This is a genomic window from Aeromonas sp. EERV15 (genome assembly GCF_900079845.1).
Lineage (GTDB): Bacteria > Pseudomonadota > Gammaproteobacteria > Enterobacterales > Aeromonadaceae > Aeromonas > Aeromonas sobria.
Genome location: NZ_FKKY02000008.1, coordinates 64,928 through 82,012, shown reverse-complemented (window position 1 = coordinate 82,012; position 17,085 = coordinate 64,928). Strand labels below are relative to the sequence as shown.

The 17,085-nt window shown below is 59.3% G+C and carries 13 protein-coding genes; 8 read left to right on the top strand and 5 right to left on the bottom strand.

The window, feature by feature from the left end:
* Positions 1–7: 7 nt before the first annotated feature.
* The gene (locus tag BN4575_RS08740) at positions 8–688 is read right to left on the bottom strand and encodes an ABC transporter ATP-binding protein (RefSeq protein ID WP_068977900.1); all 681 of its coding nucleotides are present in this window, start codon (positions 686–688) and stop codon (positions 8–10) included.
* A 198-nt stretch (positions 689–886) separates the two neighbouring features.
* Here BN4575_RS08740 and BN4575_RS08735 point away from each other — a divergent pair, with 198 nt between their 5' ends.
* Positions 887–1,354 (top strand): DUF4357 domain-containing protein, encoded by a 468-nt coding sequence (locus BN4575_RS08735; protein WP_042019202.1) that lies wholly within the window; start codon positions 887–889, stop codon positions 1,352–1,354.
* A 328-nt stretch (positions 1,355–1,682) separates the two neighbouring features.
* On the opposite strand, the gene BN4575_RS08730 is transcribed toward BN4575_RS08735, so the two are convergent.
* Positions 1,683–2,321 (bottom strand): NAD(P)-dependent oxidoreductase, encoded by a 639-nt coding sequence (locus BN4575_RS08730; protein WP_068977899.1) that lies wholly within the window; start codon positions 2,319–2,321, stop codon positions 1,683–1,685.
* A 101-nt stretch (positions 2,322–2,422) separates the two neighbouring features.
* On the opposite strand from BN4575_RS08730, the gene BN4575_RS08725 reads away from it, so the two are divergent.
* A complete protein-coding gene (locus BN4575_RS08725) occupies positions 2,423–3,313 on the top strand; it encodes a LysR family transcriptional regulator (protein WP_068977898.1) in 891 nt (296 codons plus the stop codon).
* A gap of 124 nt (positions 3,314–3,437) precedes the next feature.
* Here BN4575_RS08725 and BN4575_RS08720 read toward each other — a convergent pair whose 3' ends face one another.
* A complete protein-coding gene (locus BN4575_RS08720; protein WP_042657726.1) occupies positions 3,438–4,340 on the bottom strand; it encodes a LysR family transcriptional regulator in 903 nt (300 codons plus the stop codon).
* A 95-nt stretch (positions 4,341–4,435) separates the two neighbouring features.
* Positions 4,436–5,347, bottom strand: coding sequence for a LysR substrate-binding domain-containing protein (locus tag BN4575_RS08715; RefSeq protein ID WP_068977897.1), 912 nt, complete (start codon positions 5,345–5,347; stop codon positions 4,436–4,438).
* Between the two features lie 277 nt (positions 5,348–5,624).
* Between BN4575_RS08715 and metE the strand changes: the two genes are divergently transcribed.
* Together metE and BN4575_RS08705 are read left to right on the top strand one after the other, a co-directional pair.
* The gene (metE, locus tag BN4575_RS08710; protein ID WP_068977896.1) at positions 5,625–7,889 is read left to right on the top strand and encodes a 5-methyltetrahydropteroyltriglutamate--homocysteine S-methyltransferase; all 2,265 of its coding nucleotides are present in this window, start codon (positions 5,625–5,627) and stop codon (positions 7,887–7,889) included.
* A 202-nt stretch (positions 7,890–8,091) separates the two neighbouring features.
* Positions 8,092–8,841, top strand: a complete 750-nt coding sequence (locus BN4575_RS08705; protein ID WP_068977966.1) for a substrate-binding periplasmic protein — start codon at positions 8,092–8,094, stop codon at positions 8,839–8,841.
* A gap of 36 nt (positions 8,842–8,877) precedes the next feature.
* On the opposite strand, the gene BN4575_RS08700 is transcribed toward BN4575_RS08705, so the two are convergent.
* Positions 8,878–9,741 carry a LysR family transcriptional regulator gene (locus tag BN4575_RS08700; RefSeq protein WP_068977895.1) on the bottom strand — a complete coding sequence of 288 codons (864 nt, stop codon included), beginning with the start codon at positions 9,739–9,741 and terminating at the stop codon, positions 8,878–8,880.
* A 167-nt stretch (positions 9,742–9,908) separates the two neighbouring features.
* Here BN4575_RS08700 and BN4575_RS08695 point away from each other — a divergent pair, with 167 nt between their 5' ends.
* The 4 genes from BN4575_RS08695 to pflB all read left to right on the top strand — a co-directional run bounded on the left by BN4575_RS08695 (position 9,909) and on the right by pflB (position 16,854).
* Positions 9,909–11,342 (top strand): glycoside hydrolase family 1 protein, encoded by a 1,434-nt coding sequence (locus BN4575_RS08695; RefSeq protein WP_068977894.1) that lies wholly within the window; start codon positions 9,909–9,911, stop codon positions 11,340–11,342.
* A gap of 193 nt (positions 11,343–11,535) precedes the next feature.
* Complete coding sequence (ycaO, locus tag BN4575_RS08690; RefSeq protein ID WP_068977893.1) at positions 11,536–13,296, top strand: 30S ribosomal protein S12 methylthiotransferase accessory factor YcaO; 1,761 nt, start codon at positions 11,536–11,538, stop codon at positions 13,294–13,296.
* A 380-nt stretch (positions 13,297–13,676) separates the two neighbouring features.
* Positions 13,677–14,525 carry a formate transporter FocA gene (focA, locus tag BN4575_RS08685; RefSeq protein ID WP_068977892.1) on the top strand — a complete coding sequence of 283 codons (849 nt, stop codon included), beginning with the start codon at positions 13,677–13,679 and terminating at the stop codon, positions 14,523–14,525.
* 46 nt (positions 14,526–14,571) lie between these two features.
* The gene (pflB, locus tag BN4575_RS08680) at positions 14,572–16,854 is read left to right on the top strand and encodes a formate C-acetyltransferase (protein ID WP_068977891.1); all 2,283 of its coding nucleotides are present in this window, start codon (positions 14,572–14,574) and stop codon (positions 16,852–16,854) included.
* The last annotated feature ends 231 nt before the right edge of the window (positions 16,855–17,085 follow it).

Sequence of the window (17,085 nt, the reverse complement as noted above, 5' to 3'; positions counted from 1 at the left end):
TCGCCGCTTAGTCATGATGGGGCCCCTTGAGTTCGATCAGCAGACCCCCTTCGAGGCGCAGCACCCTGTCGGCCAGGGCAGCATAGGCCGGGTTGTGGCTCACCAGCAGCAAGCCTGCGCCGGTATCGCGCACCGCCGCTATCATCAGCGCCATCACCTGTTCGGCATTGTGCTCATCGAGGCTGCCGGTGGGTTCGTCGGCGAGCAGCCACCTAGGTTGATGGATAAGGGCGCGGGCCAGCGCCACCCGCTGTCGCTGGCCGCCGGAGAGCTGCTCCGGCCAGGCATGGCGCTTGTGGGCCATATCGAGCTGTTGCAGCAAGTGGTCAATCTTGGTCTCATCCGGTGGCAGACCGTTGATGGCCAGCGGTAGGGCCAGGTTCTCGGCCACGTTCAGGGTCGGCAGCAGGTTGAAATCCTGATAGACGATGCCGAAATGGCGACCCCGCAGCCGTGCCCGCTCGTCGGGTGATCGGGTGTCGATACGGGTCTCCCCCAGCCAGATCTCCCCCTCGTCCGGTGCAATCAGACCGGCGATCAGATTGAGCAGGGTGGACTTGCCGCAGCCGCTTTGGCCCAGCAACAGGGTGATCTCGCCAGCAGGGAGGGCGAGATCGAGATGGTGGAACAGCGGCAGTCGTTCACTGCCGTTATCAAAGCTCTTGCAGAGGTTGCGCAGGGTCAGCATGGGTTAACCGTTTGATGGTCAATGGCTTTCATCATGGTCGTTACGCTACCACGGCCGCCAATGATCAACACAGCCTTGCTGTTGATCAAGAGTGCCAGTTAGTGATCAAGGCGGCAAAAGAGCAGTGGATCCTCGCTGGATCATGGTTGCCCGAGGTGGTTAGAATAGAGGCTTCCATGGGTCACAGGATGAGCAAGGATGTTACACAAGCAAGTCAGTTTTATCATCGATAGCAAGGGCAACAAGCAGGCTGCCGTCGTCCCCATCGAGATCTACAACGAGCTGATGACCCTGCAAAAGGCGCTCGCCGACAACCGGCCGGGGGAGCGCGAGCTCTACCACTTCAACGGCAAGGGGGCCGAGGCCCACGGTTATCCGGTGGGCAAGCGGCAAAATCCGGGCTTTATGGTGCTGGCGGGATCCACCGCCAATGGCGAGGATGCCGCCTCTTTGCGCGAAGCGGTGATCGAGCTGCGGCTGGAGTTGTTGGAGAAGGGGATCATTGTGCCCCGCAGTCAGGGCGGTTTTGTCTTTACCGCCGATCAGCTGTTCAACAGCCCGAGTCTGGCTGCCAGTCTGGTGGCGGGCAATAACCGCAGTGGTCTGGATGCCTGGCAAAACAACGCCAGCTATACCCTCAAGCAGTCGGGTTTTGGCAAGAAGTAACCCGACGCTATCGATGTCACATCATTTGACCATGTTTTGACCCGGGTGAACTGTGGGTGTCGATCCCCTGATGGTTGCCGCCAGCCTGGCCAACCTAGTGTGATGCACAGTGCTGCGGATGTTGCGATGCATAGTGCGGCGTATGGTGCGACGCATAGTACGACAGATGTCGGGCGCCCTGTTAAGGGCAACCAGAGGCAAGCTGCCAGCGGCAACATGACCAAAACAGAAGGGAGGCGGATGCCTCCCTTCTGTTTGACTGGGTTATCACCTGACCGAGAGGCCGGCGAGTGACCGCGCATCTCTGGCCTTAACCGCCTGTTGGCGCTCAGTAACCCAGGGTAAAGCGCTGACGCAGGTGAGCCGGTTTTTCCGCCTCGTTCAGCACCCCATCGGCCAGATCACCGGCGCTGATCCCGGCAGGTTGTTCGCCGCTAAAGAGCACCTGATCGCCACCAATCCGATAGCCGCCGCGCTTCTCGCCCGGTTCCAGGAACACCGGGGGAGAGACAAAGCGCCAGTCGAGGGCAGTTTCACCGCGCAGGGCGGTGAGACCGTCGCGGGCCGCCAGTGCCCCCTGTTTCCACTCGGCCGGAAATTCCGGGGTATCCACCAGTTGCACGCCGGGGGCAATCTCCAGACTGCCAGCACCCCCTACTACCAGCAACCAGCTGTTGGCCTGCACGGCGGCGGCCACGATGGCGTTGGCGCCTTTGAGGTACTGCTCATAGATATCCGGTGTGGTCCAGCCCGGGTTGTAGGCGCTGATCACCCGATCGTGCCCCTTGAGCACCTCGGCCAGTGCATCCGGGTTCTGGGCATCTACCGCCACGGCGGTGACCTGCGGATGGGCGGCCACCTTGCTGACATCGCGGACGATGGCGGTGACGTGATGGCCGCGGCTGACGGCCTCGTTGAGGATGGCTGAACCGACAAAACCGCTGGCACCGATCAGGGCAATCTTCATGGGGAACTCTCCTTCACTGTTGGAATGAGGCTATCCTACGCCCCCGGATGTGATTTAATAATCACCTCAAAAATGCATTCACTTATAAGCTGGATTTAATAATGGAACAGCTCAGACGTTACGCCATCTTCGCCGCCGTGGTGGAGGCTGGCAGCATGACTGGTGCGGCCAAATCCCTCGGCATTACCCCCTCTGCAGTCAGTCAGCATATTAGCCAACTGGAGAGCCTGCTCGGGCTGACCCTGCTCCATCGCTCTACCCGCCGGCTCAGTCTGACCGAGGCGGGAGAGGTGGTGTGGCAAGGGTGCCGGGCGTTGCAGCAGACCCTGAGCGAGACCGAGCTGCGCCTTTCCGAGGTGCGCGACGCCCTGCTCGGTGAAGTGCGGATCACCGCCCCGGTGGGGATGGCGGGCCAGCCGCTGGCACTGGCCCTCTCGCCGCTGTTGCAGGCCCACCCCGGCCTCACCATTCAGATCATCGCCGACGACGAGAAGCGGGATCTGATTGCCGAGCGGATCGACGTGGCGCTGCGGGTCGGCAGCCTGCCCGACTCGACGCTGGTGGCCCGCAAACTGGGCCAGACCCGGATGCTGCTCTGCGCCGCCCCCGCCTATCTGGCGCGCAAGGGGACGCCGCGCACGCCCGCCGATCTGGCGACTCACGACTGGCTCTGTGGCGACATGCTGGGTAACGGTTTGCTGCTACTCGATGAGAAGGGCGGCGAACACAGGGTCAGGTTCAAACCCAGGGTGCTCTGCAATAACGTGTTGCCGCTGCGGCAGTTTGCGCTGGCGGGGCAGGGGATCTCGCTGCAACCGGAGGGAGAGATTGGTGAGGATCTGGCGCTGGGGCGGCTGCTCGAACTGCTGCCCGGTTTTCGGGTGGCGCCGATGGAGATCCACGCCATCACGCCGCAGCGGGAGATCCCGGAGAAGGTGCGGCGGGTGGTGGAGGCGCTGCGCAGCTATTTCGGCACCACGACGTCGGCATGATCTGCGCCTCAATGGTTGGCAGAGCGCGCCCGATTATCCTGAAGTGGAATTGTCCATAAGGCCGCTTGCCCAGAAGAGCGATAGCCCAGATAAGTAGATGGGTGGGCAGAATTGTGAAGCAAGCTTAAAACGAGCAGACATTGCGCACTTGTTGTTTGAGCCAGTTCAGCCCCGCATCCTGATTGGAGCTTTTGTGCCAACTCATGTAAACCGGGCAATCCTCCGAGATCCAGGGGAGGGGGTAGCTGGCCAGCGCCAGGGTATCGCCCAGCATATCCATGTGCCACTGGCTGGCAACGCAGAGCCAGTCGGTACGGCTCACCAGATGGAGGGCTGTGAGCAGGGAATCGCTCTCGTAGGCGATCTGACGGGGCGGCAGCGGTGCCTTGGTCAGGGTGTTGAGCAGCAGGTTGTCGAGTCGTCTGGCCTGCAGCACCACATGCTTTTCATTGAAGAAGGTGGTCATGTCGGGTGCCTGGCGGATCCGCGGATGATCCTTGCGGCAGGCGATGCGCAGGGGCTGGGACATGATCTGCTCGTTTTCAATACTCTGCTCGACCATGGGTTTGGTCGCCAGCACCAGGTCAACACTGTGCAGGTAGAGACTGTTCTGGCGCAAGGCTTCATCTTGCACCTGGGTGTTCCACTCCAGCTGGCAGTTGGGGGCTTGGATCTGCAGCAGGTTGTTGAGTTCCGGCAGGAAGAAGACATCGATATCAGGGACGCCCGCGATGCGAAAAGTGCGCCGACTGGTATGGTGATCAAAGAGATCGGTGCGTTGCAGACTGCGCTCCATGTCATGCAGCGGCACCATGATCTCGTGGTGCAGGCTCAGCGCCCGTGCCGTGGGGGTAATTCCCCGCCCCTGACGGACAAACAGCTGTTCGCCCACCAGCGCCGTCAGGCGGCTGATGGCCTGGCTGATGGCCGAGGGGGTCATCTCCATCATCTCGGCGGCGGTGGTGACGCCCCCATAGCGGATCACAGCATCCAGGACGCGAAAGAGATTCAGATCAACGTGGGACATGATGGCTACCGTTAAGCAACGTTAAAGCATCAGGATACTGTTCTGCCCCTTGTCAGGCCAGCATTGCCTGCGATAACTGTGATTTTTCCCTCTCCTCAACCATTCCCCATCTTGTTGCGAATGCATTCGAACAGGCTTTGCAGGCAGGCTTGATCCCGGTCGGCGGCCCGCACCGCGCCATACATATGGCGACGGATACCGCTGCCGAGGGGGCGGGCGCAAAGCATCCCCTGTCTGACAAACTCCTCGCTGGCCCAGCGCGGCAGGGCGGCGACCCCGAGCCCGGCGGCGGCCATCTGCAGCATCACCGAGGTGTTGTCCACCGGCTTGCAGCGGGCGGGCTCCACCCCGACCGGTTGCAAAAAGCGGCTGAAGATATCCATGCGGCTGCGTTCCACCGGGTAGACCAGCAGCACCTCCGCCCCCAGATCGCCCGGCTCGATGCGGCTCCGGTGGCAGAGGGGGTGATCCGGCGCCATCACCAGAGTGAGATCGAAGGCAAACAGCGGCTCGAAGTGGAGATCGCCGCGGGCCTGCACGTCCGAGGTGAGCAGCAGATCGAGCTGGCCGCCGAGCAGGGCATTGATGGCATCAAAGCCCGGCACCGACTCCACCTCCAGATCCACCCCAGGCCACTGGCGGCGAAAATCGGGCAACAGCGGCAACAGCCACTGGATGCAACTGTGGCAATCGAGCGCCAGATGCAGCCTGCCCGCATCGCCGCTCTGCAGGGCCTGCAGCTGTTTCTCGGTCTGGGATAGCGCAGGCAACACCTGACGGGCGAGGGCGAGCAGCTGGCTGCCGGCTGCGGTCAGTACCAGCGGGCGGCTTTTGCGCAGGTAGAGCTCCAGATTGAGGCGGGTCTCCAGCTCTTTGAGCTGGTGGGAGAGGGCGGACTGGGTGAGGTTGAGGGTCAGCGCCGCACCGGCCAGCGAGCCCTGCTCGGCCAGCGCGGTCAATGTTTTCAAGTGTTTGATCTCTATCCCTGCATTGCTTGGCACTGCCATAAGATGGCTCCTTGTGAGATTGCGTATGGTGCTGAGGTTGCGGCCGGCGGTTACCCTGCTGCGCTTCTTGACTCCGGCACCTCTTGCACCTGTAAACATCGGCCTCTGTATCCTCGCGGTGAACCTGACTGGCGGTCAGTTGAGGATTATTTGAGAGCCACTTGAAGAGGATTCAATAGCCAGCGTCACCTTATCTTGTCATTTTGGATGTGTAAACATCTGGATGGCTAAATCATCCAGTTTCCCATCAGATGAATGAGCATAAGGAAATGAACCTATGACACGAGCACACACCCTGGGCTTCCCCCGTATCGGCGCCAAGCGCGAGCTGAAATTTGCCCTCGAATCCTACTGGCGTGGCGAGACCACTCAGGCTGAACTCGTTGCCGTGGGCAAGACGCTGCGTGAGCGCCATTGGCAGGCCCAGCACGGCGCCGGGGTCAATCTGCTGCCGGTTGGCGACTTCGCCTGGTACGATCAGGTGCTCGGCACCAGCCTGCTGGTGGATGCAGTGCCTGCCCGTCACCGCCATGGCGAGACCGATCTCGACACCCTGTTCCGGGTGGCCCGCGGCCGTGCGCCGACCGGCCCGGCGGCGGCCGCCGCCGAGATGACCAAATGGTTCAACACCAACTACCACTATCTGGTGCCCGAATTCAGTCGTGATCAGCGCTTCAAACTGGGCTGGAGCCAGCTGTTTGACGAGGTGGAAGAGGCTAAAGCACTGGGGCTGCCGGTCAAGGCGGTGCTGCTGGGACCAGTCTCTTATCTGTGGCTCGGCAAGGAGAAAGAGAGCGGCTTCTCCCGCCTTGAACTGTTCGATCGCCTGCTGATTGTCTATCAGGAGATCCTGGCGAAACTGGCTGCCCAGGGGGTGGAGTGGGTACAGATCGATGAACCTGCGCTGACGCTGGACTTGCCGGACGAGTGGCGGCTGGCCTACCTCAACGCTTACGAGCGCCTTGCGGGCCCCTGCAAGCTGCTGCTCACCACCTATTTCGGTTCGGTGGCCCATCAGCGCGACATCATCACCAGCTTGAAGGTGGATGGCCTGCATCTGGATCTGGTGGCCGCCCCCGAGCAGCTGGAGACCCTGGTTCCGCATCTGCCAGCCCAGTGGGTGATCTCTGCCGGGGTGATCAACGGCCGCAACGTCTGGCGCGCTAATCTGGCCAAGCTGGCGCCGACCCTGAAGGCACTGAAAGCCAGACTCGGCGAGCAGCTCTGGGTGGCTTCCTCCTGCTCCCTGCTGCACAGCCCGGTGGATTTGACTCTGGAACTGGAGCTGGATCCCCAGACCCGCAGCTGGTTCGCCTTCGCCCTGCAAAAATGCTACGAACTGGGGCTGCTCAGAGACTATCTGGATGGAGGCGAGCTCGACAAGATCACCGCCTATAGCCAGCCCATCGTCGATCGGGAGTCCGACAGCCGGGTGCACAAGCGTGCGGTGCAGTCCCGTCTGGCCAGCCTCACCAACAGTGACTTTGATCGCCACAACCCCTATCCGGTCAGAGCCGAGCTGCAGCGGGCCGATCTCAAGTTGCCGCTGCTGCCCACTACCACCATCGGCTCCTTCCCGCAGACGTCGCAGATCCGGGTATTGCGTCAGGATTGGCGCGCCGGTCGCATCGATGACCGCGCTTATGAGGCGGGCATTCAGGCAGAGATCCGCGATGCTATAGCGCGTCAGGAGGCGATCGGGCTGGATGTGCTGGTGCACGGCGAGGCCGAACGCAACGACATGGTGGAGTATTTCGGTGAGCTGCTGGATGGCTTTGCCATCACCCGCTTCGGCTGGGTGCAGAGCTATGGCTCCCGCTGCGTCAAGCCGCCGGTGATCACCCGTGACATCGACCGCCCGACTCCCATGACCCTGGCGTGGACCCAGTTTGCCCAGAGCCTGACCGACAAGCCGGTCAAGGGGATGCTGACGGGCCCGGTGACCATCCTCTGCTGGTCCTTCCCGCGGGAAGACGTGAGCCGCGAGCAGTCTGCCCTGCAAATCGGGCTGGCCATTCGCGACGAGGTGGCGGATCTGGAAAGCGCGGGCATCAAGATCATCCAGATCGATGAACCGGCGATCCGTGAAGGCTTGCCCTTGCGCAAGCAGGATCATCAGGCCTATCTGGACTGGGCGGTGCGTGCCTTCCGGCTGAGCGCCAGCCCGGTGGCGGACAGCACCCAGATCCACACCCATATGTGCTATAGCGATTTCAACCTCATCATCGAGGCGGTAGCGGCGCTGGATGCGGACGTGATCACCATCGAGACCAGCCGCAGCCAGATGCAGCTGCTCGAAGCGTTCGAGCGCTTCAACTATCCCAATGAGATTGGCCCGGGTGTTTATGACATCCACTCGCCGAACGTGCCGAGCCAGAGCTGGATTGAGGGGTTGCTGCGCAAGGCGGCCAAGCAGATCCCGGCCGAGCGACTGTGGGTCAACCCGGATTGCGGCCTCAAGACCCGTGGTTGGGAAGAGACTGAGGCCGCACTCAAAGTGATGGTCAATGCCACCAGGGCGCTGCGGGCCGAGCTGGCGTAACCAGCGCAAGCCATGCCCGCCATCGATAAGGTGGCGTGCTAACAAGCTGACACGCTAACAGGAGAGGGGAAGCCAGTGCTTCCTCTCTCTTTTTTCGTTGGCCACTGTTTCGCTGGTCACTTTTTTTCGCTGGCTCCTGATCCTTGCCGCAGCGCGCTTTGCACTAGGCTCAGAGGTGGCAGAGGTGAATGGAGTTGCGGCCATGAGAGTGGGTATAGGGAGCCTAATCCTGTGGGGGTTGTTGATGTGGCAGAGTGCCTTGGCAGCGCCCGCTCCCGAGTTGAAAATGGCTTACTTTGACGACTTCGCCCCATATTCGTGGCGTGACGAGCAGGGCAAGATGCGCGGACTAATGATCGATGTGATGGATCGGGTGGCGGTGCAGATGGGGCTGCGGGTCACTCATCAGGGGTATCCGTGGCAACGGGCGCAAAAAATGGTACGGATGGCGCAGGCAGATGGCTTCGTGACCATCGCCACCCGGGAGCGGCGCAGCTATACCCTGATTGTGGATGAGCCAGTCACCATGACGGTCATGACCATATTTACTCAGCTTGGCCACCCCCAGATGGCGGAGTTCCAGCGTGCCAGCCGCTTGAGCGACTTCAAATCGCTTACCTTTCTCGACTATTTCGGTAACGGCTGGGGCAAGGAGAATCTGGCAGGCTTTCGCGTGCATCTGACCATCAATGTCGATAACGTCTTCAAAATGCTGGCGGCGGGTCGGGGCGACTTGATGGTGACCGATCCACTGGTGGCGCGCTTCAAACTCAACGAACTGGGGTTGTCCGGGCAGGTGGTCGAGGTGCCGCTGCAGCTGGCATCGACCCCGTTCAACCTCTGCATTGGCAACCATTCCCGCTTTAATATCCGCATAGCCGAGTTCAACCGGGCACTACAACAGCTGCGTCAAAGTGGCGAGTTGGCGCGCATTGTCGCGCGCTATCGTTGATGCGCTGCTGACATCCGTTATTTGCCAGCAGCGCGTTTATCCCTGCGTCATATCGGCGATGGTTGCCCAGAAGGCATCAATCAAGGGCCCCTTGCTGTGGGGCGGACGGATCAGCCCGATGGTCCAGCAGGCTTCGCCATCTCTGAGGGGCAGGGTAAGCACATCCGGGTGCTCTATGGTGGTGGAGGAGGGGACCAGGGTCCAGGCGATCTCCGCCGCTGCGGTGGCGACCCCGGCGGCGAAGTCGTTGACGTACTGGATATCGCGAAAGCGCAGCCCGCTCTGGGCCAGATAGTTCATCAGGTGATCGTAAAACGACGGCGCCTTGTCCCGGCGCAGGATCGCCAGCGGCTTGTCCACCAGATCGGCCAATTCCCTCACATCGCGGTAGCTGGCGGGCAGCACAGCGACAAAGTGGGCCTCGACCACCGGCAGGGCATGCCACCCCTTGGGGGCGGGCAGGCGGCAAAAACCGAGATCCAGCTTGCCTTCACTGAGTGCTAGCAACTGATGGTGGGTGGAGAGATCGTTGAGCTCGATGGTCACCTGCGGCCGCTCGGTGCGAAAACGGGCGATGGCGGCGGGCACCAGGATCTTGGTGGCGACGCCAAAGCCGATACGCAGGGTGCCGACATTGCCCGCCAGCACATCGCGGGCGGTGCGCGCCAGCTGCTCGCTCTGGATGACCACCGCGCGAGCATCCTCATACAGCGCCCTACCCAGTCCGGTCAGGCGGGTGCTGCTGGCGTTGCGCTCGAACAGCTCGCCCCCCAGCTCCTCCTCCAGCCGCCTGATCTGCTTGCTGAGGGCCGACTGGGTAACGTGCTGGCGCACTGCCGCCTGGCCAAAGTGCAGTACCTCCCCCAGGGTGACGAAGGCTTTCAGATCCCGTAGCTCCATCAGGGCTCCTTTCATTCCTGTCGGGAATGTTGAGTGGTCATATTTGTCATTGGACGGAATTTTAGAAGTGTTGGATGCTGATGCCAATTCATTTCGGGCGCCCCAAAGTGGGGGCGCCGAGTTATCAGCGATGGCTGACACCATCAGCGCAGCAGGAGCAACACCAGATGCATCACCACAAGTTCAACGACTTCCCGAGCGATTTTCTGTGGGGCGCCGCCTCCGCCGCCTATCAGGTGGAGGGGGGCTGGAATGCCGATGGCAAGGGCCCCTCGGTGTGGGATCTCTTCACCAAGCTGCCGGGCAAGACCTTTGAGGGGAGCAACGGCGATGTGGCGGTGGATCACTACCACCGCATGGAAGAGGACGTGGCGCTGATGGCCGAGATGGGGCTCAAGGCTTACCGCTTCTCGGTGAGCTGGCCGCGCATCTATCCCACCGGTCGGGGGGAGGTGAACGAGGCGGGGCTGGCTTTCTACGAGAAGCTGATTGACACCCTGCTGGCGCACAAGATCGAACCGGTGCTGACTCTCTACCACTGGGACTTGCCGCAAGCGCTGCAAGATGAGTACGGCGGCTGGGAAGACAGACGGATCATCGCCGATTTCGAGCGCTACTGCGTGACCCTCTATCAGCGTTTTGCCAGTAAGGTGAAGTACTGGGTCTCCCTCAACGAGCAGAACTACAACCTGACCAACGCCTATCAGCTCGGCACCCATCCGCCCGCCGTGCAGGATCGCAAGCGCTTCTTCGCCGCCAACCACATTGCGTTTCTGGCCAACGCCAGGGTGATCAAGGCGTTTCGCCAGCATGTGCCGAATGGCCTCATCGGCCCGAGCTTTGCCTATTCCCCTGCCTATCCGGCGTCGTGTGACCCGAAAGATATGCTGGCCTACGAGAACGCCGAGGAGTTCAACAACCTCTGGTGGCTGGATGCCTACTGCTTTGGCCGCTATCCGCAGGCGGCGCTCGCCTATCTGCGAGAAAACGGCGAGGCGCCGGAGATCCTGCCGGGCGATTTGGCGCTGCTGCGCGAAGGGACGCCTGACTATATTGGCGTCAACTACTACTACACCCTGACCTACACAGATAACCCCCTGGGCGGTCAGACCCTGCAGCGGATCAACACCACCGGACAGAAGGGGACTACCCCATCGAGCGGCATCCCCGGCCTCTTCAAGACGGCGCCCAACCCGCACCTTGAGACCAGCAACTGGGACTGGGCCATCGACCCGACCGGGATGCGCATTGCGCTGCGCCGTCTCTCTTCCCGCTACGGTCTGCCGCTGATGATCACCGAAAACGGCCTTGGCGAGTTCGACCAGCTGGAGGCGGGCGACAAGGTGAACGATGAGTACCGCATCGATTATCTGCGCAGTCACGTCAAGGCGTGCCAGGAGGCGCTGCAGGATGGGGTGGAATTGCTCGGCTACTGCGCTTGGTCGTTTACCGACATCCTGAGCTGGCTCAACGGCTATCAGAAGCGCTACGGCTTCGTCTATGTGGAGCGTGACGAACAAGGCGGCTCGCTGCGCCGGATCAAGAAAGCGAGCTTCCACTGGTACAGCCAGGTGATCGCCAGCCAGGGCAAGCAGCTCTGACGATGTATCGCTTCGCGTAACAAGCGGGCCCGGGCAATCCCCGGGCCCGCGCTGTTTGTGGTGTAGGGGCGGGGAGCCGCCTCATTGATGACCTTGCTATCCCCCTTGTTTGCTGATTTTTGTCCTGCCAAAGCCGCCGACCCCTGCTATTATCTGCGGCCAAACATGAGCCAATAAAAATCAGGATACAGTGATGACAGACCACACTTTTATTCCCGGCAAGGACGCGGCACTGGAAGACTCCATCGACCGTTTCCAGACCAAGCTGCAAGCCTTAGGGTTTGATATCGAAGAGGCCTCCTGGCTCAATCCCGTACCCAACGTCTGGTCAGTGCATATTCGGGACAAGGAGTGCGCCCTCTGCTTCACCAATGGCAAGGGTGCCAGCAAGAAGGCGGCACTCGCCTCCGCTCTTGGCGAATATTTCGAGCGTCTCTCTACCAACTACTTCTTCGCCGATTTCTATCTGGGCGAGCAGGTAGCAAACGGTGATTTCGTTCACTACCCGAACGAGAAGTGGTTCCCCATTGAGGGTGATCAGTTCCCGGCCGGTCTGCTCGACAGCTTCACCCGCAAGTTCTACAACCCGGACGGTGAAGTGACCGCTGACATGCTGGTGGATCTGCAGTCAAACAACGAGGAGCGCGGCATCGTCGCGTTGCCGTTCGAGCGCCAGTCCGATCACCAGACTGTTTATATCCCGATGAACATCATCGGCAACCTCTATGTCTCCAACGGCATGAGCGCCGGCAACACCCGCACCGAAGCCCGCACCCAGGCGCTCTCCGAGGTTTTCGAGCGCCACGTGAAGAACAAGATCATCGCCGAGGCCCTGAGCCTGCCGCTGATCCCGGACGAGGTGATTGCCCGTTATCCGGGGATTGCTGCTCCTATCGCGGCCTTGGAAGCGGAAGGTTTCCCCATTTACAGCTTCGATGCTTCTCTGGGTGGCCGTTATCCGGTCATCTGCGTGGTGTTGCTCAACCCGAGCAACGGTACCTGCTTTGCCTCCTTCGGCGCCCACCCGCGCTTCGAAGTGGCCTTCGAGCGCACCGTCACCGAATTGCTGCAAGGTCGTGGCCTCAAAGATCTGGATGTGTTCGTGCCGCCGTCATTCGACAACGAGCAGGTGGCGGATCACCACAACCTCGAGACCCACTTCATCGACTCCTCGGGCCTCATCAGCTGGGATCTGTTCAAGCAGGATGCAGACTTCGAGTTCGCCGACTGGGACTTCCGTGGTACCTCGCAGGAGGAGTTTGATCACCTGATCGGCATCTTCCACGAGCTGGAGCAGCCGGTCTATATCGCCGATTACGAGCATCTGGGTGTTTACGCCTGCCGCATTCTGGTGCCGGGCATGTCTGACATCTATCCGGTTGAAGATTTGCTGCTGGCCAACAACAACATGGGCGCCAACCTGCGTGAAGTGATCCTGGCGTTGCCATCGCTGGAGTGGGATGCCGAGCAATATATGGCGTTGTTTGATCAACTGGATGAAGAGGGGCACGACGAGCGCACCCGTGTGCGTGAGCTGCTGGGCATCGCCGCCGCCAAGGGTACTGCGCTGCACACCCTGCGGGTCGGTGAGCTGAAAGCCATGCTGGCACTGGCTGCTGGCGAGCTGGAGACGGCCATGGATCTTATCGACTGGACCATGGAGTTCAACCAGTCAGTGTTCACTGCCGAGCGAGCCAGCTATTACCGCGCCCTGCGTGCCTGTGTCGAGTTGTTCCTCGACGACGAGCGGGATCCTGAGCAGTATCGCGCCGTCTTTACCCGCATGTACGGCGAAGAGACGCTGGCGCTGGCGTGGGCCAACGCCAGTGGCGAAGCGCGCTTCCACGGGCTGGACACCGCTGACCTGTCTCTGTCGCAGTTCCCGTTGCATCAGAAGCTGCTGGCGGCTTATGAGAAGCTGCAAAACGCCAAGCGCGCCCATAGCTGGGCGTAACCTTGTGGTAGAGGGAGGGGCCGTGTGGCCCCTTCTGTTTATCGCGCGGTAAGATTGGTGATTTTTATTCCAAGATGAAATAAAAAACAAAAAATACCCCTAATGGGGTTGATGAAGGGGCAGGGGATGTGCTGTCGAGCTGCAAAGATATCTTGCCAATATCATCTTTACGTGCATGGTAATAAATTGTTTGAAATCATTAAATTAAACACACAGCATTTCTGTTTCAGCTGAAACCTGGTGTAAACTGGCGCAGCCGTTGCACTAAAATATTTGTAGTAAAATTACATTCACAGTCTGATAAACTTGATCGATGTCAATTTTGGCCATTTGGCCCTTTGTTATGATTTCAACAGGCAAAACATTCAGGTAGATAAGAATTGAAAGCTGAATCCCCATTCGATTGTCTCAAGCCAGAAGCCATCGCTGCATTGGCTGAAGATATCACCTATGCCAAGGCCACCAAGCCGGCATACAAGGTCATTCCACTGGCCATTACCGCAGGCGCTTTCATCGCCATCGCGTTTATTTTTTACATCACAGTGACCACAGGTTCAGGCTCCATGTCTTGGGGCATGGCCAAGCTGGTCGGTGGTCTCTGTTTCTCCCTGGGTCTGATCCTTTGCGTGTTGCTCGGTGCCGAGCTGTTCACCTCCACCACCCTGACGCTGGTGGCCAAGGCCGCCAATCGCATCAGTTGGGCCCAGTTGCTCAAGAACTGGGGTCTGGTCTACTTCGGTAACCTGATCGGCGGTTTGCTGATGGTTGGCCTCATCATCATGTCAGCGCAATATACTGCGGCAGATGGTCAGTGGGGGCTGAATGCCCTGAAAGTGGCCCAACACAAAATTCACCACACCTTCTTTGAAGCGGTGGCGCTGGGTATCCTTTGTAACTTGATGGTGTGTCTTGCGGTGTGGATGGCCTTTGGGGCCCGCACTGCCACCGACAAGGTGATGGTAATGTTGCTGCCCGTGGCCATGTTTGTGGCATCCGGTTTCGAGCACAGCATTGCAAACATGTTTATGATTCCGGTGGGCATCGCTATCCATAGCCTGGCCAGCCCGGAGTTTTGGCAGGCCATCGGCCAGGATCCGGCGACCTTTGCCGATCTGACCGTATCCAACTTTGTCCTACACAATCTCATCCCTGTCACCATCGGTAATATCATTGGTGGTGGCGTGATGGTTGGTTTGACTTACTGGTTTATCTTCCGTCGTCATCATTAAGGATGATTGCGGGATACTACATCAATACCGTGTGAGGTAATGAAAAATGGCAGAACTTAACGAACAGTTCCAAAAAGCATGGGAAGGCTTCGCGGCCGGTGAATGGCAGACTTCTGTCAACGCCCGTGACTTCATCCAGAAGAACTACACCCCGTATGAAGGTGATGAGTCCTTCCTGGCTGGAGCGACCGACGCAACCGCCAAGCTGTGGGACAAGGTCATGGAAGGCATCAAAATCGAAAACCGCACTCATGCGCCGGTCGATTTTGATACTGACATGCCCTCCACCATTACCGCACACGATGCCGGTTATATCGATCAGAGCCTGGAGCAGATCGTTGGTCTGCAGACTGACAAGCCGCTGAAGCGCGCCATCATCGCCAACGGCGGTATCAAGATGGTTAAAACTTCTTGCGAAGTGTACGGTCGTCAACTTGACCCGATGGTCGAGAAGATCTTCACCGAGTACCGCAAGACTCACAACCAGGGCGTGTTTGACGTTTACACCAAAGACATCCTGAACTGCCGTAAGTCTGGTGTTATCACCGGTCTGCCTGATGCCTACGGCCGTGGCCGTATCATCGGTGACTATCGTCGTGTTGCTCTGTACGGTATCGACTTCCTGATGGCCGACAAACTGGCCCAGTTCAAGTCCCTGCAAGCTGACCTGGAAAACGGCGTCAACCTGGAAGCTACCATCCGTCTGCGCGAAGAGATCTCCGAGCAGCATCGTGCCCTGGCACAGATGAAGGTCATGGCTGCCAAGTACGGTTGCGATATCTCCGTTCCGGCCAAGAATGCCAAAGAAGCTGTACAGTGGACCTACTTCGCCTACTTGGCGGCAGTCAAGTCCCAGAACGGCGCTGCCATGTCCTTCGGTCGTACCTCCAGCTTCCTGGACATCTACATCGAGCGTGACCTGCAGAAAGGCGTGATCACCGAGCAAGAAGCCCAGGAGCTGATGGACCACATGGTCATGAAGCTGCGTATGGTTCGCTTCCTGCGTACCCCGGAATACGATTCACTGTTCTCTGGCGACCCGATGTGGGCTACCGAGACTCTGGCTGGTATGGGCGTTGATGGCCGTACTCTGGTCACCAAGAACAGCTTCCGTATGCTGAACACCCTGTACACCATGGGCCCGTCTCCTGAGCCAAACCTGACCATCCTGTGGTCCGAGAAGCTGCCGGTCGGTTTCAAGAAGTACTGTGCCAAGGTATCTATCGAGACCTCTTCTGTTCAGTACGAGAACGACGACCTGATGCGTCCGGATTTCAACAACGATGACTATGCCATCGCTTGCTGTGTATCCCCGATGATCGTTGGTAAGCAGATGCAGTTCTTCGGTGCTCGTGCCAACCTGGCCAAGACCATGCTGTATGCAATCAACGGTGGTATGGACGAGAAGCTCAAGATCCAGATTGGTCCTAAGACTGACATGGTGACCTCCGAGTTCCTCGACTACAACGATGTGATGAGCCGTCTTGATCACTTCATGGACTGGCTGGCCAAGCAGTACGTTGCTGCGCTGAACATCATCCATTACATGCACGACAAGTACAGCTACGAAGCCTCACTGATGGCGCTGCACGACCGTGACGTATATCGCACCATGGCGTGTGGTATTGCTGGTCTGTCTGTTGCTGCTGACTCCCTGTCTGCCATCAAGTACGCCAAGGTCAAGCCGATCCGTGACGAAGATGGCGTAGCCATCGACTTCGAAATCGACGGTGAGTACCCGCAGTTCGGTAACAACGACGAGCGCGTTGATGATATCGCCTGTGAGCTGGTTGAGACCTTCATGAAGAAAATTCAGAAGCTCAACACCTACCGTGGCGCTGTTGCTACCCAGTCTGTTCTGACCATCACCTCTAACGTGGTATATGGCAAGAAGACCGGTAACACCCCGGATGGCCGTCGCGCTGGTGCTCCGTTCGGCCCGGGTGCAAACCCGATGCACGGTCGTGACCAGAAGGGTGCAGTTGCTTCCCTGACTTCTGTTGCCAAGCTGCCGTTTGCTTACGCGAAAGATGGTATCTCCTATACCTTCTCCATCGTACCGAACGCACTGGGTAAAGATATGGAATCCCAGAAAGCCAACCTGGCTGGCCTGATGGATGGTTACTTCCATCACGAAGCCAACCTGGAAGGTGGTCAGCATCTGAACGTTAACGTGATGAACCGTGAAATGCTGCTGGACGCCATGGAAGATCCGGAGAAGTATCCGCAGTTGACCATCCGCGTATCCGGTTATGCCGTTCGCTTCAACTCTTTGACCAAAGAGCAACAGCAAGACGTCATCACCCGTACCTTCACCGCTTCTCTGTAATCGAGACGTAGTGAGTAAAAACCGGCGCCAAGGCGCCGGTTTTTTTATGTGTGCGATTCAGGGGGAATAGACTTTCAGGATCAAGCACCATCGCAATCACAAACGTTGTTATGGGGTATTTGAACAGGGTTGTGGCATAGCGGTTTACCAGATTGACCTTGCCATTACCTGTAACGCGCTCACGCTTTCTTCGCGTGCTATCGCCACCTAGGGAGACTGCTCTGCCTCTGC

Coding starts and splice junctions, on each gene's coding strand:
- BN4575_RS08740 (WP_068977900.1), bottom strand. CDS start 688: ATGCTGACCCTGCGCAACCTCTGCAAGAGCTTTGATAACGGCAGTGAA.
- BN4575_RS08735 (WP_042019202.1), top strand. CDS start 887: ATGTTACACAAGCAAGTCAGTTTTATCATCGATAGCAAGGGCAACAAG.
- BN4575_RS08730 (WP_068977899.1), bottom strand. CDS start 2,321: ATGAAGATTGCCCTGATCGGTGCCAGCGGTTTTGTCGGTTCAGCCATC.
- BN4575_RS08725 (WP_068977898.1), top strand. CDS start 2,423: ATGGAACAGCTCAGACGTTACGCCATCTTCGCCGCCGTGGTGGAGGCT.
- BN4575_RS08720 (WP_042657726.1), bottom strand. CDS start 4,340: ATGTCCCACGTTGATCTGAATCTCTTTCGCGTCCTGGATGCTGTGATC.
- BN4575_RS08715 (WP_068977897.1), bottom strand. CDS start 5,347: ATGGCAGTGCCAAGCAATGCAGGGATAGAGATCAAACACTTGAAAACA.
- metE (WP_068977896.1), top strand. CDS start 5,625: ATGACACGAGCACACACCCTGGGCTTCCCCCGTATCGGCGCCAAGCGC.
- BN4575_RS08705 (WP_068977966.1), top strand. CDS start 8,092: ATGAGAGTGGGTATAGGGAGCCTAATCCTGTGGGGGTTGTTGATGTGG.
- BN4575_RS08700 (WP_068977895.1), bottom strand. CDS start 9,741: ATGGAGCTACGGGATCTGAAAGCCTTCGTCACCCTGGGGGAGGTACTG.
- BN4575_RS08695 (WP_068977894.1), top strand. CDS start 9,909: ATGCATCACCACAAGTTCAACGACTTCCCGAGCGATTTTCTGTGGGGC.
- ycaO (WP_068977893.1), top strand. CDS start 11,536: ATGACAGACCACACTTTTATTCCCGGCAAGGACGCGGCACTGGAAGAC.
- pflB (WP_068977891.1), top strand. CDS start 14,572: ATGGCAGAACTTAACGAACAGTTCCAAAAAGCATGGGAAGGCTTCGCG.